This window comes from Stutzerimonas sp. KH-1 (assembly GCF_054483855.1).
This window is the reverse complement of record NZ_CM137011.1, coordinates 168,529-187,771: the sequence shown is the minus strand read 5'-3', so window position 1 is coordinate 187,771 and position 19,243 is coordinate 168,529. Positions and strand designations below refer to the sequence as shown.

Below are 19,243 nucleotides of genomic sequence, written 5' to 3'. Positions count from 1 at the left end.
AGCCAGCGGAAATCCCGACATCCCCGTCTAGGCTCCTTTCCATCCAACGAAGGAGTCGACCGATGCGTTTCATGGTGATGATCAAGGCCACGCCGCAAACCGAAGCCGGCCAGATGCCCGGCGAGGACGTGCTTGCGGCCATGGGTCGCTACAACGAAGAACTGGCCAACGCTGGCGTGCTGCTCGGCGGCGAGGGCCTGCAGCCCAGCAGCAAGGGCGCGCGGGTGCGCTTCGAGGGCGAGCGCTGCAGCGTCATCGACGGCCCGTTCGCCGAGACCCGCGAGCTGATCGCCGGCTTCTGGCTGTTCCAGACCGCTTCGCTGCAGGAGGCGATCGATTGGGTCAGGCGCTGCCCGCCGTCCGCCATCGGCGAGGCGGAGATCGAGATCCGCCAGGTCTTCGAAGCGGAGGACTTCGGCGCCGAGTTCACCCCCGAACTGCGCGAGCAGGAAGAACGCCTGCGTGCGCAACTCAACCACTGACAGCAAGGAGCACGAAGATGAAGCTTTCCACCTACCTCACCTATGACGGCAATGCCCGCGAGGCCTTCACCTTCTACCAGCAGGTACTGGGCGGCACCCTGGAGCTGATGACCTTCGCCCAGGCGCCGGATGCCGAGCAGTTCCCCGCCGAGTACCGCGAGCGGATCATGCATGCCTGCCTCAACCTCGGCGACAGCACGCTGATGGCCTCCGACACGCTGCCCGGAGACACCTGTGGCGGAGGACCGTACGAAGGCATCAAGGGCTGCTCGATTTCCCTGCACCCGACCCGCGTGGCCGAGGCCGAGCAGCTGTTCGCTGCCCTGGGCGAAGGCGGTACGGTGATCATGCCGCTGGAGAAGACCTTCTGGGCCGAGCGTTTCGGCATGCTGACCGACCGCTTCGGTCTGTCCTGGATGGTCAACTGCGAGTGACGCCCGCCTCGCCCCCGCGCCGCTGTCGCCCCCGAAGCAGCACAGCGGCGCGTGGGACGGACAGGCGTTTGGATGCACAGCACTTTTGTTATAACGTATCGCACCTTGTCGGGCGCCGCCGTAGTCTGGCCGTGAGGCATCACGTCCTCATGGCCTCCGCGCCCGTTGTCCGCGAACTTCTGCCATGAGCCGTGCATGCCCGCCCCCGACCTGACCTCGCCCGTTGCGGCGCGCCTTCAATCCATCGACGCGCTGCGCGGCCTGGTGATTCTGTTCATGCTGCTGGATCATGTCCGCGAAACCTTTCTGCTGCACATGCAGGTGCCGGATCCGATGGACGTGGCGGTCACCGAGCCGGCACTGTTCTTCAGCCGCACCCTGGCGCACCTGTGCGCACCGGTATTCATCTTCCTGACCGGGTTATCAGCGTTCCTCTATGGCGAAAAGCATCAGGGCCGCCACGCGGTGTCGAGCTTTCTGCTCAAGCGCGGGCTGTTTCTGGTGGCGCTCGAGTTCACCCTGGTCAACTTCGCCTGGACCTTCCAGTTCCCGCCGCAGGTCATCTACCTCCAGGTGATCTGGGCCATCGGCCTGAGCATGCTCGCCCTCTCGGCGCTGCTCTGGCTGCCGCGCCCGTGGCTGGTGCTGCTCGGACTGCTGATCATCGGCGGGCACAACCTGCTCGATCCGCTGCACTTCCCCGTCGGATCACCCATGCACCTGCCGTGGGCCATCCTGCATGATCGCGGCTGGCTCGAGGTTTCGGACAGCCTGCGCCTGCGCACCTCCTACCCGCTGTTGCCCTGGATCGGCGTGATCGCCCTGGGCTACGCCGCCGGCCCCTGGTTCGGACGCAACGCCGATGCCGAACGCCGTCAGCACAACCTCGCCAACTGGGGCAGGGCTGCGCTGCTGCTGTTCGTTCTGCTACGCCTGATCAACGGCTACGGCGAGCAGCCCTGGGTGGTTGGCGAGGATGGACTGCGGACACTGATGAGCCTGCTGAACATCACCAAATATCCGCCGTCGCTGCTGTTCCTCTGCCTGACCCTGGGCACCGGCCTGCTTCTGCTGCGCCACTTCGAGCGCCGCCAGGATCGCGCCTGGCTGCGCCCGCTGACGGTGTTCGGCGCAGCGCCGATGTTCTTCTACCTGCTGCACCTTTACGTGCTGAAGCTGCTCTACCTCGCCGCGGTGGCGATCTGGGGCCTGAACCGTGGCAGCCACTTCGGCTTCGAGGCGGTCTGGCCGCTGTGGTTGTGGACCGTCGTGCTGGCGGTGGCGCTGTATCCGGCGGTGCGCTGGTTTGCAATGCTGAAGGCCCGGCGGCGGGATATCACCTGGCTCAAGTACCTGTAGGCGAGACAGCGCGCGTCGCCCATGCCACCGATCCGAAAAATGTGAACTATCTAGCAAATTGCCATCACTCCGGACATCATAGCCAGCACGAGCGTTCGCTACGGGCCGGCTGACTGCCACAGGCCGCCCGCGGCCGGGTTTCCTTGCGCGGAACCTCGACCAAAGCCCTGCTGGCACCCGGAATGTTTATGTCGTCGTTTCGTCTTGCCGTTTGGCCTTTCATCCTGCTTGCCGCCTGCTACACACCCCTGGCCAGTGCCCTGGGGCTGGGCGAGATCCGCCTGCATTCGGCGCTGGCCGAGCCGCTCGAGGCGGACATCGAGCTGATCGACGCACGCGGACTGGGCGCCGATGACATTAAAGTGCGCCTGGCGCCGAACCATGTGTTCGCCCGCGCCGGCGTCGAGCGGCCAGACATTCTCGCCAAGCTGAGCTTCGTGCCGGCGCTCGACGCAGGCAGCCAGCGTATCCGCGTGAGCTCCACCACACCGGTGAACGAGCCCTATCTGAACTTCATCGTCGAGCTGACCCTACCGGGCGGCCAGCTACTGCGCGAGTACACCCTGCTGCTCGATCCGCCGCTGTACCAACCGGATCTGCCGACGCTGCCGCTTGCCCGGCCGACGCCGGCCGTGGTCGGCATGCCGCCAGCTGAACCGGAACCAGCACGCACGTTGCCGATGGCCGAACAGGGCAAGCGGTATCGGATCCAGCCCGGCGACAGCCTCTGGGCCATCACCGCGCGACTGCAAGGTGGCAAGGCCGGCTCACGCGAAGCGCTGATGACGGACCTCTATGCGCTGAACCCGGATGCCTTCATCGGCGGTGACCGCAACCGCCTGCGGGTCGGTGCCGTGATGCTGCTGCCAGACCACGTCGAGGCTTCCGCACCCCGACCAACCGCACCAACGACCGCGAGCGACCCCGTATCTGTCGCAGCGGTACAGGTGATCGAGCACGTCGCCGTCGAGCCTTCAGCGACGCCCGATCGCAGCCTGGAACAGGTGCTCGGCCAGCTCGAAGCCCAGGTGGTGAGCCTGCAGGCGCAGATGGAGGCGCAGAACCGCCTGCTCGCCGAAGCGCAGCAAAGCCTGGCGCAGCGCGAGGCAAGCCCGGCCGTCACCGAACCTTCCATCGCCCAGGTAGCGCCGTCCGACCTGGGCGCCGTGGCGCATCAGCCATCCGCCGCGCCGTTCGCCTCGGCGTTGGCTGCGCCCGCACTGGCGGAGCAGCCGGATAGTTCGCTCAGCAGCCCGTTACTGGTTGTGCCTGCGTTGCTTCTTCTTCTCGCGGGCCTGCTGCTGCGCCGACGCTCCCGGGCGGCCGCAGCGGCAGCGCTGATGGTCGAACCCCGTCCCGTTGGCGCCAAGCGGGCGGAAGCATCCTTCCCGGACATCAACCCCTTCCAGCGCCAGGTGCCAATGGTCACCGAGATGACCGTGGACGAATATCTCGGCCATCACCCAACCGAACGGCCGGCCCCCGTCGCAGCGCTGCTGCAGCCAACCGCGCCGGGCCTCGTTGGCCTGCGTCAGCCAAGCGAACTGGACGAGCTGATCGCTAGCGCATCCACCGGAAACAGGGATGCCGTTTGGCGCGCGGGCCTCAGCGAAGCCCTCGGCTGCCTCGACCGCGGAGAGCTCGACCGCGCGACCAGTCTGCTGGCGACCCTGCTCGACCAGGACGACAGCGATCAGCGCGGCAGCGACGCGCAACTCGCACAAAGCGCCTGATAGCGAAGGGGCGCGTGCGCTGGCGCATCGACGCTCGCCCTGGCCTCGTCACCGCAATACTCAGCGTCGGCGGCACACGTCGAGGAACAGTTACGCAACCGACAGCTGGCGCACCAGTCGTACAGGCATACTGATCAGACCCCTTCTGGAGAACATGCCTCGTGGACCTGCTATTTCTCGGCACCTCATCCGGCACACCCACCCGCGCGCGCAACGTCAGCGCGCTGGCGCTGCTGGAGGACACCGGCAAGGCCTGGTACCTGATCGATTGCGGCGAAGGCACCCAGCATCGTCTGCTGCGCACGCCGCTGTCGCTGCACGACCTGCGCGCCATCTGCATCACCCACGTGCATGGCGATCACTGCTATGGCCTGCCCGGCCTGCTGGCCAGTGCCGGCATGATGGGGCGCAAGGCACCGCTGACGATCATCGCCCCGCAGGGCATCGAGACCTGGGTGCGGGCGACCCTGAGCATGAGCCAGAGCTGGCTGAGCTACGAGCTGGACTTTCATGCGGTCGAGACGCTGAGCGAGTGGCGCAGCCCGAACATGCGCATCGAGGCGACCGAGCTGTCCCATCGCGTGCCCTGCTACGGCTACAGCTTCAGCGAGGCGCGCCCGGACCCGCGCCTGGACATCGAACGCCTGGAACGTGACGGCGTGCCGCGCGGCCCACTCTGGGGCCAGCTGGCGCGCGGCTTCGACATCGAGCATGAAGGCCGAGTGCTGCGCAGCGACGATTACCTGAGCTTCAGCCGCACACCGCGACGCATCGTTGTCGGTGGCGATAACGACCGACCCGAGCTGTTCGCCGAAGCCTGTCGTGACGCGCAGCTGCTGGTACACGAGGCGACCTATACCGAGGCCGTGGCCAACGACGCGCGCAATGACTTCGGCCACAGCACCGCGGCAGCGGTGGCGCGCTTTGCACAGGCGGTCGGGTTGCCGAACCTGGTGCTCACCCATTTCAGCGCGCGCTACCAGAAGAGCGCCGGTCGCGGCCATTCGATCGAGCATCTGCGGGCCGAAGCCGCTGCACTGTACGCCGGCCAGCTGCTGCTCGCCGAGGACTACATGCGCCTGCATCTGGGCAAAGACGGCAACCTGACCCGCGTCGAACCACCCGACAGCTCGCGCCCGCCACGTCGCGGCAGCGAGAGCGGCGCCTGATGCGGCAGAGGGAAGCCAGCCGCCACCGAACCGCCGATACATTCGCAGGCGCATGTTGACGTTTACGTAAAAGAGCAGTACTGCTATGCGCTCCGCCTACGCTAGGAGCGCCCGATGACCCTCAGCACCAAGCTCGGCAACAGCCCGACCGATCTATGGCTGGAGGGCTCCGGGGGACGGCTGTTCATTCGCAGCTGGTTTCCCGATGCCGATGCGTTGCGCCCGAACCGCGCCCCGATCCTGCTGCTGCACGAATCGCTCGGCTGCATCGAGCAGTGGCGGGACTTCCCGGCCGCCCTCAGTCAGGCCACTGGACGAACGGTGGTGGCCTATGATCGCCTCGGTTATGGTCGCTCCGATCGCCTGACTGCGCCGCCTGTAGCGAGCTTCGTAGAGGACGAGGCCAGCACCGGCTTCGCCGCAGTACGCGAGCACCTGGGTATCGAGCACTTCGTGGTGGTCGGCCACAGCGTTGGGGGCAGCATGGCAGTGCATTGTGCCGCGCGATTCGCCGAGGCCTGCCAGGCACTGATCACCCTGTCCGCGGTGACCTTCGTCGAGCCGCAGACGCTGGACGGCATCCGTCAGGCCAGGAACTGGTTCGCCGACCCTACCCAACGCGAGCGTCTGCGCCGCTATCACGGCGAGCGCAGCGACTGGGTGCTGAGCGCCTGGATCGACACCTGGCTCGCCCCGAACTTCAGCAACTGGTCACTGGAAGCGGCACTGCCGGCCGTGCGATGCCCGACGCTGGCCATCCATGGCGAAGGCGACGAGTTCGGCTCGGCGAGACATCCACAGCTGGTCGCCCGCCACGCCGGCGGGCCAGTGGAACAGGTGCTGCTGGCGGGCGTCGGTCATGTGCCGCACCGCGAACAACCGGAGCAGGTGCTGGCACGCATCGCACAGTTTCTGCGGCCGGTCAGCTAGTGCATGCACGCGAGCGCAGGCCAAGCGCATCAAAGCGGCCTGCTGCCGGTCCGGGCGCGTTCGATTGCTTCGCCCCTGTGCGCGAGTTAACAGTGTTGCGCTTGCCTCGGTACCAGCCGATGACAGTACCCGAGGCCCAACGCATCATGCTCGCTCGATGTCATGCCGCAGCGGGTCAACGCATGCAACCTACCCTCACCGACTCCTTGCTGGACCACGCCGGAATCAGCTCGCCCGGGCGCAGGCGCAGCCACAATGAAGATGCCCTGCTTTGCGCGCCGGCGCTGGGCCTCTGGGCGATCGCCGACGGCATGGGCGGGCACCAGTGCGGCGAGGTCGCCAGCAGCGTGGCGCTGGAGGCACTGCAGCGGGCCATTGAAGCCGGCGAGCCGCTGGAGCCGGCGGTCCACCTGGCCAATCAGGCCGTACTGAACGCCGCCGGCGACGACGGCATGGGCACCACACTGGTGGCAGCTCAGTTCCATGGCGTCGATTTCGAGCTGGCCTGGGTCGGTGACAGCCGGGCCTATCTGGTCAGCGCCACCGGCATCGAGCAGCTCACCCGCGATCACAGCTGGGTACAGATGATGATCGACGCCGGCGAGCTGAAGCCTGCCGAGGCCGAGGGCCACGCCTGGCGCAACATCATCCTGCACTGCCTGGGTCGCGAGGAGCCGCTGGAGATCGGCGTCACCTGTGGCACGCTGAAGCCCGACGAGCTGCTGTTGCTGTGCAGCGACGGCCTGACCAACGAACTGACCGATGCGCAGATCCAGGCCAGCTGCACCTTCGCCGACACGCTCGAGAATCTGGTGGAACAGCTGATCGCCCAGGCCAACGAACATGGCGGGCGGGACAATATTTCCTGCATCGTGATCGGCCGTACCGCAACACCGCCGGCGGCCGAGTCGCGCGGGCGCCGCTTCATCAACATGCTGTTGAAACCCCTCAAGTCGTAACCAGGCACGAGCTTTTCCATGACGCATCGGATGCTAGAAATTCCCGGCTATCGCCTGCACAAACGACTCGGCAAGGGCGGCATGGCCGAGGTCTACCTCGCCACCCAGCTGTCCCTGGATCGCGAGGTAGCCGTCAAGGTGCTGCTGCGCACCGAGGATGCCGCCTTTACCGAACGCTTCATCCAGGAAGGCCATATCGTCGCCTCGCTGCGCCATCCGGCCATCATCACCATCCACGACATCGGCCAGATCGCCGATGGCCGCCACTATCTGGCCATGGAATACCTCGGCGGCGGCGATCTGGCGCAGCATCGCGGCATCGTCTTTTCACCGGCCCGGGCTCTGGACATCATTCGCCAGCTGGCCGGCGGCCTCGCGGTGGTGCATGACGGCGGCCTGGTCCACCGCGACGTGAAGCCGGCCAACATTCTCTTTCGCGACGATGGCAGCGTGGTGCTCACCGACTTCGGCGTGGCCAAGGCGGTGGAACTGGACAACGAACTCACGCATTTCGGTATCGCCGTCGGCAGTCCGGCCTACAGCAGCCCGGAGCAGGCCCAGTGCCAGCCGCTGGATGCCCGCAGCGACATCTACAGCCTCGGCGTGATCCTCGCCGAGATGCTCACCGGGACCAACCCGTTCCGCGCCAGCAGCTATCCGCAAACCGTGCTCAACCACGTGCAGATGCCGCTGCCGCAGTTGCCGCCGGCCCTGGCGGGCTACCAGCCGCTGCTCGATCGCATGCTGGCCAAGCTACCGGACGAGCGCTTCGCCAGCTGTCGCGAACTGCTGGCCGCCATCGACACCCTCACCGAACCGGACATGGACCAGACGCGCATCGCGCCGGCCGTCATCATCGAAGCCAAGCCCAGTCGCCGTCGCCGGCGGAGTGGGCGTGGCCTCGGCCGCTGGGCGGCGATCAGCGCAGCCGTGGTGGCCACGGTGGCCGTGCTCGGCTTCGGTGGTTACCAGTGGTGGCAGTACAGCCGCATCAGCGACTTCCTCGGCCGTGCCGAGTCACGCCTGGCCGTCGGGCAGCTGACCACGCCCGCGTTCGACAATGCCGACTACTACTTCCGCCAGGCCCTGCGCCTGGATGCCGATAACCCCGAAGCGCTCGACGGCCTGCGCCGCGTGCTCGATGCGCGCATCGCCGAAGCCCTGGAGCTGGCGGCGCAGCGGCTGGCCAGCGACCAGCTGCTGGAGCCGGCCGAAGACAGCGCCGTGTACTATTACCAGCAGGTGCTCGGCTGGCTGCCGGAGCATCAGGCCGCACGCGAAGGTCTGACACGGGTCAGCGAACGCTATGTCCAACTTGCCGAATCGGCCTATGCACAACGCGAGTTCGCCCTGGCGTTGGAATACATCCAGCAGGGCCTGGAGGCTGCGCCGCAATACGCGCCGCTGCTCGCACTGCACGACGCTCACGCTCAGCGCGTTGCCAAAGCGCGTGCACCACGGCCCAAGCCGCGTACCGCCGCCAGCACCTCGCGCACGGCGCCAACAACCACGCAAAGCTCCCAGGCGCCGGCCAACCCGGTCAAACGCCTGTGGAACCGGATCTTCAACCAGTAATCACGGGCGATCGCTCGGCTCGCGCCCGATCGCCTCTCTGCTCAGGGTGATTCAGAGATGCTCAGGATTCATTTCGTCGACAACCGGCAGAGCCCCATCTGGCTGGCCGATGAACGTTTCACCCTCGGCTCGGACCGCAGCAACAAGCTGGTCGCGAACGATGCCGGGATAGAGCCGTTCCACGCCGAACTGCTGCTGGAACACCGCTTCTACTACCTCACCGACCTCGGCACGGTGGGCGGCACCTACGTCAACGACGAGAAGGTCGGCGAGCGCTACCAGATTCGCTCCGGTGATCGCCTGCGGCTGGGCACGCTCGAACTGCAGATCGTCGATCCGGCCAAGGCCGGCGCCAAGGTGGCGTCCGCGCCCCGCTGGTTGCTGCAGGTCGTGAAGGGCGAGAACCAGGGCCACAAGTACCACATCACCGGCTCGATGACCTTCGGCCGCTCGGTAAAGTGCGAGCTCTGCTTCAGCGATGCCGAGCTGTCGCGCCGCCATGCCGAGTTCTTTCTCAAGGGCGACGTGCTGGAAGTGAAGGACCTGGCCTCGGCCAACGGTGTGCTGGTGAACCGGCAGAAGGTCAGCACCGCGGTGCTGCAGCCAGGCGATCAGATTCAGCTGGGCAACACCACGCTGTTGGTGATCGGGCCAAAAGTCAGCGCGCCGGAAGTCGTCGACGAGGACGCCACGGTGTTCGTTCGCGCCGCCGATCTGCCCACGCCTCCGCCCAAACCCGCACGTCCGCGCCCGGCTACACCGAACCCGTTGCATGCCGCCACCACAGCTGCAGCCGTGATACCCGCTGGCGATCCTTCGCGCAGGTCGGGCTGGCGCATCGGCCTGCTGCTCGGGGTGCTGGCAGCAGCGCTCGTCGCAGCCCTCCTGGCGCAAAGGATGTTGTAATCGTCAGCGTTCGACCACAGCCCTCGGCAAGTTCGTCAGTTTCCGGCCGAGTCGCCATAAACGTCGCGCCAGCTCCAGCCATCCGATTCAAGCAAGGCACTCAGCAGCCTGCGGCGCTCGTCGGGCGCCGCGATGACGACGCGGTCTTCGTCCAGCGGTATGGCTGCGGCCGCCAACGGCGTCAGATCGACATCTCCCTCGCCCACGCTTGGGCGGGCTCGGCCAAGGTAGCTGGCACGTTGCAGCTCCAGGTGCCGAGTCACCGCCGAACCCAGCATCTGCCGTTTGAGCCGATCCTGGAGGGATCTCGGCACTGACGCCTTGCAGCAGCCTCAACACCTCATTGAGCGTAACCACCGCCGGCACCGCGTTCTTGCCGGCATCGCAATTGTGAAAGCACTGGATCACCGGGTACGCATGATGGTTGAGGGTGTGCTGGACCAGCATCTGCCGCAGCTCCGGGACGTTGTCGTAGAAACTGGAGAAATCCGCACCATTCCAGCTGTTGACCAGGATTTCCTGCGGCGTCCGGCCCATGCTGCTGACCAGTAGGCTGAGCTGGTTCTGCAGACTGACCGCCGACAGCACCGGAACGATATAGGTGATCGCCGCAGTGATGAACGTCAGGCCGCAGAACGCGGCCGCGCTGGTCAGCACACGCCAGCCGTCCGCGGCTGCGGCGTAGTCGCCGACGCCCAGCGTTGAAAGGGTGAAACCGGCGTAGTAGAAGGTTTCCCACAAATCCGCAGGCAGCTTGGTCGCGTCGTCGACAATCGAGCCGGGGTGTGAGGCAAAAAGCAGGAACAGGCTCGCCCAGAGGCCCAGGATCCAGCTCAGCAGCACCGAAAGCACAACGAATTGCCCGGCATACTGCAGCACTTCGGATCGCCCCTGGCGCCCCGCCGCCCTGAAGAAAAGCGCCCATACCGACCGAGTGACGGCGTTGGTGAGCATTCCGCCGCCGCGTGTCGAAAGCGTGGTCTTGATGATGTCGGCGGCAATGAGCAGAAACAGCAGGATACCGAGGGTGAATAGCGCCATGAGCTTGAAGCCTTGCTCCTTGATCAGGGTTCACCGATTAGGAAAAGCGCAACGCTCCACAAGTTCACCCGGCGCGCTCCGCGCAAGCAACCCACCCGGACAGCTGGCGGTGCCGGTTTCAGCCAGGCCCTGCGCTGGCCCCACGGCTGCGACGCAAAGCAGCCACGCCCTCGACGACCAGAACGCCGATTGCCGCCCAGATTGCCCCATAGGTCAGCCACTGGCCTGCCGTGATGGTCTCGCCGAGCAGCAGCGCCACCACCACCAGCAACACCGGTTCGACGTAGCTGAGCAGGCCGAACAGGGCCAGGTTCAGCTGTTTGCTGGCGACGATCATCAGCGCCAGGGCCAGCGCACTGAGCGCACCGAGACCGGCGATCAGCACCAGCAGCCGCGGGCTGGCGGTCAGCAGCTGCAAGGTGTCGCGGTCGGCGACGGCGAACGATGCGGCGACCGGCAGGCTGATCACCAGGTCCAGCCAGAGGCCGCCTAGATTGGCGGTGCCCATCCTGCGGCGCAGGGCGAAGTAGCACGGATAGCCGAGGGCGACCGCCAGCACCGGCCAGGACAGCGACGCGGCGCCGAGCAGTTCGTTGCCGACGCCGATCGCGGCGAGCAGGCAGGCCAGGCGCTGCAGCCGGCTGATGGCCTCGCCGAACAGCAGCCGCCCGGTGAGCACCAGGGTCAGCGGTAGCAGGAAGTAGCCCAGCGAGACATCCAGGCCGTGGCCGTTGATCGGCGCCCACATGAACAGCCACAGCTGCAGCCCGACCAGCGCCGAGGACAATGGCAGCGCCAGCCACAGCCACAGCCGCGGCTCGGCGGGCAAGCGCGCAACAATCTGCCGTACCTCGCCCCAGCGGCCGATGGCGAGCAGCAGCAGTGCCAGGCAGGGGGCGGTCAGCAGGATGCGCCAGCCGTAGACCTGCTGGCCGTCCAGCGGCTCGAGTAGCGTGGTGTAGTAGTACAGCGTGGCGAACAGCGCCGAGGCGCCGAGCGAACTGGCCACGCCCGGCAGGCTGTTGTGGCTGTGCATGGCTCGTTTCAGATGAGAGGTCGGCCCTGAACTCAGGGCTCGACCTGGCTCCACTGCTTGTTCAGGCGCTTGTCGGATACCGGCATTTTCGTACCCAGCTGCTGTGCCCAGAGCGAGACGCGATATTCCTCGAGCATCCAGCGATAGAGCGCCAGTTCAGGATCGCGCTTGCCCTCCTGCTGGTGCTTGTGCAGCCGCGCCTGGTACTGCTCCCAGTAGCCGCCCAGCTCGCCGGACCAGACGCGATCGCGCTGCAACTGCGCGCCGATCTTCTCGAAGCGTTGCTCGATGGCCTTGAGATAGCGCGGATATTCCTTCAGCCATTCGGCCGGTGTTTCGCGAACAAAGCCCGGATAGACCAGGTTGCCCAGCTGCGCCTTGATGTCGTTGAGCGCCACCGCCTGGGCCAGATCGATCTTGCCCTTGAAGCGCTTCTGCAGGCCGTGCCAGTGCTTGAGTATTTCCAGCGTCAGCCGCGCCAGCCGTTCGGCGTGGGCGGTCCAGTCGCCGCGCTTGCGCTCGGCCAGGGACGCCAGTGCCGCACCGTCACGCGGCAGCTGGGCCTCGCCGTCAAGGATGCAACTGTCCAGGCTGGCCAGCAGGATGTCCTCGACCAGCGCATCGACCTTGCCCATGTCACGGTAGAGCAGGCCCAGTTCGGTGAGCCCCGGCAGCTTGTTGCGCAGGTATTTCGCCGGCTCGGCCAGCTGCTGCAGCAACAGGCGCTGCAGGGCGCGGCGGTGCTGCCAGTCGGCCTCGGCCTGGGTCGGGAAGCGCGCCTCCTTGACCACCCCGCCCTCCTCGACCAGCGCCGGGTAGACCGTCATCGACAGGCCGGCCATCTTCGCCTGCGCCTTTTCCGCGACCTGGGCAAAACCCTTGGCCTCGACCGGCTTCTGCTCGGCCTTCTGCTGCGGCGGCGCCAGCGCGGCCTGGCTGGCCTCGGCGAAGCGCGCGGTCAGCTCGGCCAGGTCGCGGCCTTCGCCGAGGAACTTGCCGCGCGCATCGACCACCTCGATGTTCATCTTCAGGTGGTTTTCCAGCCCGGCAGCGGCCTCGGCCCAGGCCTCGTCCGGCACGCGGGCGCCGGTCATGCGGGTGAGCTCGCGGCCCAGCGCCTCGGGCAAGGCGCCTTCGCCAAAGCTGATCTTGGCCAGCGCCGCGCCGACGAAGTCCGGCACCGGCACGAAGTTCTTGCGGATCGCCTTGGGCAGGCCGCGCACCAGCGCGACCGCCTTGGCCTCGATCAGCCCCGGCACCAGCCAGTCGAGCCGTTCGCGCCGCAATTGCGGCAACAGCGGCGCCGGCACGCGCAGGGTTACGCCGTCGCGCGGGTGGTTGGGTTCGAAGTGGTATTCCAGCGGCAACTGCAGCTCGCCGATGCGCAGGTGGTCCGGATACTGCGCGGCGGTGACCTCGCTGGCCTCCCGGGCGAGCACGTCCTCCTCGCGCATGATCAGGAGCTGTGGGTTCTTCTGGCTCTCGCGCTTGTACCAGTTCTCGAAGCTGGCGGTCTGGTAGATGTCCGCTGGCAGGCGCGCATCGTAGTAACCGAACAGGGTTTCCTCGTCGGCGAGGATGTCGCGACGCCGCGCCTTGGCCTCCAGCTCGTCCATGCGCTCGAGCAGCTCGCGGTTGGCTGTCAACGCGCGGGCACGGCTGTTGATCTCGCCACGCACCAGGCCTTCGCGGATGAACAGCTCGCGCGCCGCCGGCGGGTCGATGGGCCCGTAGTGCAGCGGGCGGCGGCCGACCACGATCAGCCCGTAGAGCGTCACCTGTTCGTAGGCCACCACCTGGCCGCGCTTCTTCTCCCAGTGCGGCTCGAAGTGGTTCTTCTTGACCAGGTGGCCCGCCAGCGGCTCGATCCAGTCCGGTTCGATCTTGGCGACCATGCGCGCGAACAGCTTGGTGGTTTCCACGAGCTCCGCTGCCATCAGCCAGTTGGGCTTCTTGCGTCCGATGCTGCTTCCGGGATGCACCCAGAAGCGCCGCTGGCGCGCGCCGAGGAAGTCACCCTCCTCGGTCTTGTTGCCGATCTGGCTGAGCAGGCCGGCGAGGATGGCCTTGTGCACCGCGGCATAGCTCTTGGCCTTCTGCGCGGCCTCGCTGGCTTCGACCTGCTGGCGGACGATGGCGTTGACCTTGTTGTCCTTGGTCGGTGCAGGGGCCTCGGCCGATGGCGCTGCTGCGCTCTTTCCGCGGTCGAGACCGCTGCCACGGGCTTCGCCCTTCTGGGGACGACCTTGGTCGCGACTGTCCGCCGGGGCACCGAGCTTGAGTTCGCGGGCGATCAGCGTCAGCTGCCGATGGGCATCGCGCCACTCGCGAAGACGCAGATAGTTGAGGAAGTTCTTCCGGCACCAGCTGCGCAATGGGTTGGAGCCCAGCTCCTGGCGCTTCTCCTCGAAACCGCGCCAGAGATTGATCAGCGCGGCGAAGTCCGAATCCGGGTCCTTCCACTGCGCATGAGCCTGGTCGGCTGCCTGCTGACGGTCGGCCGGACGCTCGCGCACGTCCTGCACCGAGAGTGCGCTGGCCACGATCAGGACTTCGGCGAGGCTGCCCTGCTGTGCAGCTTCGAGGAGCATGCGACCAAGCCGCGGGTCAATCGGCAGGCGCGCCAGCTGGCGACCCATTGGGGTCAGCTGGTTTTCGCGATTGACCGCCGAGAGTTCCTGCAACAGGTTGAAGCCGTCGCTGATGGCCTTGCCATCCGGCGGCTCGATAAAGGGGAAATCCTGGATGTCGCCCAGGCGCAGATGCAGCATCTGCAGGATCACCGCGGCGAGGTTGGTGCGCAGGATCTCCGGATCGGTGAATTCCGGCCGGCCGAGGAAGTCTTCCTCGCTGTAAAGCCGAATGCAGATACCCGGCTCGACCCGTCCGCAGCGCCCCTTGCGCTGGTTGGCGCTGGCCTGTGACACCGCCTCGATCGGCAGGCGCTGAACCTTGGCGCGGTAACTGTAGCGGCTGATGCGGGCGGTGCCGGAATCGATCACGTAGCGGATGCCCGGTACGGTCAGCGAAGTCTCGGCGACGTTGGTGGCCAGCACGATCTTGCGCCCCGGGCGCGGCTGGAAGATTTTCTGCTGCTCGGCCGGCGTCAGGCGCGCATACAGCGGCAGCACCTCGGTGAATTTCAGATTGGCCTTGCGCAACACCTCGGCGGCGTCGCGAATCTCGCGTTCGCCGGGCAGGAACACCAGCACGTCGCCGGGGCGCTGGCCAACGCTGCGCTCGTGGGCGGCAATCTCGTCCAGTGCAGCGAGGATGCCCTGGTCGACGGTGAGGTCGTCCTCGACGCGGTTGCCGTCCTCGTCGATCTCGGCAGCCAGCGGGCGATACCAGGTTTCCACCGGGTAGGTACGCCCGGACACCTCGACGATGGGTGCACCGTCGAAGTGCTCGGAAAAGCGCTCCAAGTCGATGGTCGCTGAGGTGATGATCACCTTCAGATCCGGCCGGCGTGGCAGCAGCGTCTTGAGGAAGCCCAGCAGGAAGTCGATGTTCAGCGAACGCTCGTGGGCCTCGTCGACGATGATCGTGTCGTACTTTTCCAGGAAGCGATCGTGCTGCGTCTCGGCCAGCAGGATGCCGTCGGTCATCAGCTTGATCAGCGTGCGCTCGGTGCTCTGGTCCTCGAAGCGCACCTGATAGCCCACCAGCTCGCCCAGCGGCGCGCCGAGCTCCTCGGCGACGCGGGTGGCGACGCTGCGCGCGGCCAGGCGCCGCGGCTGGGTATGGCCGATCAGCCCATGTACGCCCCGGCCGATCTCCAGACAGATCTTCGGCAGCTGGGTGGTCTTGCCCGAGCCGGTCTCACCGGCGATCACCAGCACCTGATGCTTTTCCAGTGCGGCCTTGATCTCGTCGCGCTTGGCCGCGATTGGCAGGCTGTCGTCGTAGCGAATGCTCGGCACACTCTGGCGGCGAGCCTCGACCTTGGCGGCGGAGGCCTGAAAACGTTCCAGCCATTGGGCCAGCTTGCCTTCGTCCGGCTTCTTTCTCAGCTCGTGCAGCTGCCGGCGCAGGCGGTGGCGATCAGCGAACAGGGCCTGGTCGAGATTCTTCAGCAGGGTATCGATAGCGGGCGTTGCGTCGGTCATGGACAGCCGTGGGGCAATTCGAGAAGGGCGCGATTGTCGCAGATTTGCCGTGGGTGTGCTGGGTCCCAGTAACCACGCGGACACCAGCATTCATGGGCATCCCAGAGAACACCCCAGGTCACAACCGAGTCATAAGTCAGTCACAACTGAGCATCCCTCTGGCCTCTCCTTGGCACTTTAGGAAGCAAGGCGTCTACCAGCTCCGAGTGCGCCCGAGAGGCTCCCACGCTTCCTGTACGGTATCCTTGCGGACCACTGACAGGCCGACCGCGATGAAGACCAGCAAGCTCCTCCAATCCACTCTCCGTGCGTTCCACCTCGACAACCCAGACGCCACCTGGGAGGAACTGAGAGAGCACCTGAGGGCTATCGCTGAGGACATCCTGGCGACTCCCACTGAATGGGAAAGATTGGAAGATCAGGCCCTCCTCTATGCGGACTGGCAGGCGGACCTCCATGCCATCACCCGCACGGGCTCCTTGACCGTCCCCCAGGCCAAAGCGGCGATTCTTGGTGGTCGTATTCTTGGGGCAGCACAAGAGCGCCTACATGGTCGTCCTCAGGCTCTTGTAGATGTGATAGATGAGATCAATAAAAGTGAGCCCACTGATAGCTCAAGCCATGCTTCTTCGTCTGTATCTGTAAGTGCACCTCAGGCCCTCCCGCCAGTTACCTTCGAGTCCCTCGCTGAGTCTTACCTCAAGGAACACGGGCCGAACGTAAAGCCCAGCAGCATGAAGGAAATCGGCTATTGCCACGGAACCCTTTCGGACGCCTTGGGCGATCTGGACATGAGGACCCACACACGGGCAGACCTGATCGCCCTACGGGACACTCTCTCGGAGACCCGAAAGCCTCTTAGCGTTAACAACCTGCTAACCAAGCTCGCTACGGTCCTCAGCTGGGCTGTGAATAATGATTTGATACCCAAGGCGTACACCCAGAACCTCAAGTTCAAAAAGGGCGCAGAGAGCACCCGTAAGGCTTTCACGCAGGACCAGATAAAGACGCTCATGGTCTACGCCAATGGCCTCCCGGCTGACTCTTGGAAGCGCTGGGCGCTGACCCTGGGTGTCATCACTGGGGCGCGGCTTAACGAATACGTCCAGTTGACCAAGGAAGATGTACGCAAAGAGGGTGGCGTCTGGGTAATCGACATTAACGACAACAACGGAAAGGAACTCAAGACGGCACAATCGCAGCGGCTCGTCCCGTTGACCGATGGCGCATATGGTTTCGACCTTGAGGCATTCCTGGGCTTCGTAGAGAACGCCAAAGGAAACACGGTGCTCGGTGTGAGCTACCGTCTCGCTGGCCGGGAGCTTAACTTGGTGCTGAGGGACCTTGTGAGCGGGGATGATTCCGACCTGACCCTGCACTCACTGAGGCACTCCCTGGCCTCTCTGTTGCAAGCTGAGGGCGTCCCGGTGGCGTTCACCCAAGCGATCCTTGGGCAGTCCTCAGGGACTCTTGCTTATGAAACGTATGGCTCAGGGGTCCCCGTGGAGAAGCTGGCGGTGATACTCCAAGATAAACTGCCGATTCGTTAGCACCAGCGAAATCATTACATCAGCAAGGAGCACGGCATGGAGCCAATTATTGACGCGGGCGAGGTTATCGTTAGGTACTGGCGAGAGGTCCTAATCATTTGCCTTTTCTTTTGGGGAAAATCCAAAGTCTCAGAGGCTCGGTTCGAGCGAAAAGCGCGAATTAAGCAGATGTATGAGTACGAGGCATGCCGGGAAATTATTCCGGCAGATAAGCTTTTTATGTGGCCAACTCGTTATTACGACCCACAGACCGATTCGTACAAGCTGCAAGAACTACTAACCGAGGAGGTCTGCCTGCAAGACACTACGCGGCGCTAAGGATTCGAGGGAGACCCATATACATCCTCGTGGGTCACCCCGAGCATGACCTCCTGTTCATCGCTACCCAGGTGGCACGAGCGGCTGGCCTGAAGGACCCAAAGAACAGCAGTCGGTCCGCGATGAAGTCCGCCAAGCAGGCGGGCTACCTACAGATCAAGGCACTGGAATCCAAAGTCGAAGATTTCTCTACTTTGAACCCATGTGTCGGGACTAACCGCTGGAAGGACATCTGGCTCTCCACTGAGTCGGCCACCTATCAGATGCTCCTTCGCGGCCACGCACCGGCCTCCGAGCCCTTCCGCAAGTGGGTCACCGAGGTGGTCCTACCGACCATCCGCAAGACCGGCAGGGTTGCTTTGAGGTCAAGAGATATTCAGGACTTCGGGTCCCGTTTGGCTGAGCAGGTCCCAGCGGCTCAAGTGGTTGCGAATGGGCTCCAAGGGGTCAATTCAGCACTTGGACTGATTGCCGACAACCGAGGCAGCAATGCGCAGGGTTACCGCACTGCCCTTTGGAACGCCTTGCGTCACTTCGTTCCGAATGATCCAGTAAGTCAAAACCTGATGCTTCGTCTTGCTGAGACTCACGGGGTCGACCGGACGCGCTGAGGAGTCATATAGGGCATCGGGTGAATTCCTGACGCTTTACAGGAAATGCCCTTTAGCCCCTATATCTAACGCGACGCGATTACTTGTTCGTCTGGTCTTCGGCTTTAAGGTCTTTGATCATGGCGGACAAATCACTTGCCGACGCACCAAGATGGACCAAGCGCTCAATATTGTCGGCTCGAAAAAACCTGTATCCGGCTGTGATGATCGCTTCCGCCTGCTCGATGCTTCGCGGCACCTCGCCCGCCCATTTGGCAGTAGCCGTTAAGTGGCGCGGCTTCATTTGCTCTATGTCTGCTGGACTCTGCTTGCTCAGCTCACGCATAGGAGTAATTAGCGTTACCACCAGCATGTCCTTGAAGCGCGCCTTGATGAAATCAAGTCCTTCAAGAGTTGCAAGAGGGACAGACTTCGTCGGCCATCCTTTACCGTCACCAGCCTTGCGGTTTGAGGTTGCAAAGAAAGCGTCGGCCTCTTCATGCGTCATCGGGACCTCTTTTGTGATTTGAGGCTGGCCCCTGTCAGCGCGCGCCTTGAGTACCGTGAACACGCTGGACCCGATAGCGCCAATAAGGCGCATCTTTTTGTCTTGAAGGTCTTTGTAATCCTTCTCAAGCCTTTCAATAACTAAGAGATGCTTAGCCATATCATCAAGCATCGCTTGTACAGACTTGACGCGGCGATAGTGAGCGACAGCTTGCTCAACCCGTTGCCTTTCTCTCGTAAAAGACATGCCAAAATGATTGCGACCACAATGGCTCCCGATGGCAGTCTCTAAGCCATCGTCGGTCGTGATTAGGTAGCCTGAAAAGTGCGGCGTGTGGCAAGCCTCTATTCCACACGGAATCTTTTCCATGAACCGATAAGGCGCGACTACTGCTCCGAAACGCCGCTCGACCTTCGGGTGGAAGGGAAGCGACGCGCGAAAGTTGGGCCTTGCAAGAAGGTCTTCATAGGTGTCGATCAACTGAATCTGTGGATTCATGGCCAGCCCTCTTCAGATCAATGTGCCATGCTGTATATAAACACAG

15 protein-coding genes are annotated in these 19,243 nt (G+C 64.6%); 11 read left to right on the top strand and 4 right to left on the bottom strand.

All coding sequences use genetic code 11. The features are described 5' to 3' along the window. The first annotated feature begins 62 nt into the window (after positions 1–62). From ACX1DW_RS00875 to ACX1DW_RS00835, 9 genes are all read left to right on the top strand, one after another. Positions 63–482, top strand: a complete 420-nt coding sequence (locus ACX1DW_RS00875) for a YciI family protein (RefSeq protein ID WP_011914040.1) — start codon at positions 63–65, stop codon at positions 480–482. Between the two features lie 17 nt (positions 483–499). Next, positions 500–916: a VOC family protein gene (locus tag ACX1DW_RS00870; protein ID WP_011914041.1), complete on the top strand. Its 417-nt coding sequence runs from the start codon at positions 500–502 to the stop codon at positions 914–916. Positions 917–1,111: 195 nt separating this feature from the next. Then, positions 1,112–2,275: a DUF1624 domain-containing protein gene (locus ACX1DW_RS00865; RefSeq protein WP_458992525.1), complete on the top strand. Its 1,164-nt coding sequence runs from the start codon at positions 1,112–1,114 to the stop codon at positions 2,273–2,275. A gap of 188 nt (positions 2,276–2,463) precedes the next feature. After that, positions 2,464–4,008, top strand: a complete 1,545-nt coding sequence (locus ACX1DW_RS00860) for a type IV pilus assembly protein FimV (protein WP_458992524.1) — start codon at positions 2,464–2,466, stop codon at positions 4,006–4,008. A gap of 161 nt (positions 4,009–4,169) precedes the next feature. Beyond that, complete coding sequence (locus ACX1DW_RS00855) at positions 4,170–5,177, top strand: ribonuclease Z (protein WP_161612252.1); 1,008 nt, start codon at positions 4,170–4,172, stop codon at positions 5,175–5,177. 114 nt (positions 5,178–5,291) lie between these two features. Next, positions 5,292–6,107, top strand: coding sequence for an alpha/beta fold hydrolase (locus ACX1DW_RS00850; RefSeq protein ID WP_458992523.1), 816 nt, complete (start codon positions 5,292–5,294; stop codon positions 6,105–6,107). 182 nt (positions 6,108–6,289) lie between these two features. Beyond that, positions 6,290–7,066 carry a PP2C family protein-serine/threonine phosphatase gene (locus ACX1DW_RS00845; protein ID WP_458992522.1) on the top strand — a complete coding sequence of 259 codons (777 nt, stop codon included), beginning with the start codon at positions 6,290–6,292 and terminating at the stop codon, positions 7,064–7,066. Positions 7,067–7,084: 18 nt separating this feature from the next. Beyond that, the gene (locus tag ACX1DW_RS00840) at positions 7,085–8,641 is read left to right on the top strand and encodes a protein kinase domain-containing protein (protein ID WP_458992521.1); all 1,557 of its coding nucleotides are present in this window, start codon (positions 7,085–7,087) and stop codon (positions 8,639–8,641) included. Positions 8,642–8,698: 57 nt separating this feature from the next. Then, positions 8,699–9,547 (top strand): FHA domain-containing protein, encoded by an 849-nt coding sequence (locus tag ACX1DW_RS00835; RefSeq protein ID WP_063542609.1) that lies wholly within the window; start codon positions 8,699–8,701, stop codon positions 9,545–9,547. An 87-nt stretch (positions 9,548–9,634) separates the two neighbouring features. On the opposite strand, the gene ACX1DW_RS00830 is transcribed toward ACX1DW_RS00835, so the two are convergent. The 3 genes from ACX1DW_RS00830 to hrpA form a co-directional block, all read right to left on the bottom strand. Continuing rightward, entirely contained in the window at positions 9,635–10,588 is a 954-nt protein-coding gene (locus tag ACX1DW_RS00830) for an ion channel (protein ID WP_458992520.1), read from the bottom strand. A gap of 118 nt (positions 10,589–10,706) precedes the next feature. Beyond that, a complete protein-coding gene (gene rarD, locus ACX1DW_RS00825) occupies positions 10,707–11,624 on the bottom strand; it encodes an EamA family transporter RarD (RefSeq protein ID WP_458992519.1) in 918 nt (305 codons plus the stop codon). A gap of 32 nt (positions 11,625–11,656) precedes the next feature. Further along, positions 11,657–15,733, bottom strand: a complete 4,077-nt coding sequence (gene hrpA, locus ACX1DW_RS00820; RefSeq protein ID WP_458992518.1) for an ATP-dependent RNA helicase HrpA — start codon at positions 15,731–15,733, stop codon at positions 11,657–11,659. Between the two features lie 272 nt (positions 15,734–16,005). Here hrpA and ACX1DW_RS00815 point away from each other — a divergent pair, with 272 nt between their 5' ends. Together ACX1DW_RS00815 and ACX1DW_RS00810 are read left to right on the top strand one after the other, a co-directional pair. Continuing rightward, the gene (locus ACX1DW_RS00815; RefSeq protein ID WP_458992517.1) at positions 16,006–17,283 is read left to right on the top strand and encodes a tyrosine-type recombinase/integrase; all 1,278 of its coding nucleotides are present in this window, start codon (positions 16,006–16,008) and stop codon (positions 17,281–17,283) included. Between the two features lie 221 nt (positions 17,284–17,504). Further along, the gene (locus ACX1DW_RS00810; protein ID WP_458992516.1) at positions 17,505–18,212 is read left to right on the top strand and encodes a BRO-N domain-containing protein; all 708 of its coding nucleotides are present in this window, start codon (positions 17,505–17,507) and stop codon (positions 18,210–18,212) included. A 79-nt stretch (positions 18,213–18,291) separates the two neighbouring features. Here the strand turns inward: ACX1DW_RS00810 and ACX1DW_RS00805 are convergent, their stop codons facing one another. Next, positions 18,292–19,197: a hypothetical protein gene (locus ACX1DW_RS00805; RefSeq protein ID WP_181120669.1), complete on the bottom strand. Its 906-nt coding sequence runs from the start codon at positions 19,195–19,197 to the stop codon at positions 18,292–18,294. Positions 19,198–19,243 lie beyond the last annotated feature (46 nt).

What these genes read in the sequence shown, in the direction of transcription:
- ACX1DW_RS00875 (WP_011914040.1), top strand. Translation starts at nt 63, where the DNA reads ATGCGTTTCATGGTGATGATCAAGGCCACGCCGCAAACCGAAGCCGGC.
- ACX1DW_RS00870 (WP_011914041.1), top strand. Translation starts at nt 500, where the DNA reads ATGAAGCTTTCCACCTACCTCACCTATGACGGCAATGCCCGCGAGGCC.
- ACX1DW_RS00865 (WP_458992525.1), top strand. Translation starts at nt 1,112, where the DNA reads ATGCCCGCCCCCGACCTGACCTCGCCCGTTGCGGCGCGCCTTCAATCC.
- ACX1DW_RS00860 (WP_458992524.1), top strand. Translation starts at nt 2,464, where the DNA reads ATGTCGTCGTTTCGTCTTGCCGTTTGGCCTTTCATCCTGCTTGCCGCC.
- ACX1DW_RS00850 (WP_458992523.1), top strand. Translation starts at nt 5,292, where the DNA reads ATGACCCTCAGCACCAAGCTCGGCAACAGCCCGACCGATCTATGGCTG.
- ACX1DW_RS00845 (WP_458992522.1), top strand. Translation starts at nt 6,290, where the DNA reads ATGCAACCTACCCTCACCGACTCCTTGCTGGACCACGCCGGAATCAGC.
- ACX1DW_RS00840 (WP_458992521.1), top strand. Translation starts at nt 7,085, where the DNA reads ATGACGCATCGGATGCTAGAAATTCCCGGCTATCGCCTGCACAAACGA.
- ACX1DW_RS00835 (WP_063542609.1), top strand. Translation starts at nt 8,699, where the DNA reads ATGCTCAGGATTCATTTCGTCGACAACCGGCAGAGCCCCATCTGGCTG.
- ACX1DW_RS00830 (WP_458992520.1), bottom strand. Translation starts at nt 10,588, where the DNA reads ATGGCGCTATTCACCCTCGGTATCCTGCTGTTTCTGCTCATTGCCGCC.
- rarD (WP_458992519.1), bottom strand. Translation starts at nt 11,624, where the DNA reads ATGCACAGCCACAACAGCCTGCCGGGCGTGGCCAGTTCGCTCGGCGCC.
- hrpA (WP_458992518.1), bottom strand. Translation starts at nt 15,733, where the DNA reads ATGACCGACGCAACGCCCGCTATCGATACCCTGCTGAAGAATCTCGAC.
- ACX1DW_RS00815 (WP_458992517.1), top strand. Translation starts at nt 16,006, where the DNA reads ATGAAGACCAGCAAGCTCCTCCAATCCACTCTCCGTGCGTTCCACCTC.
- ACX1DW_RS00805 (WP_181120669.1), bottom strand. Translation starts at nt 19,197, where the DNA reads ATGAATCCACAGATTCAGTTGATCGACACCTATGAAGACCTTCTTGCA.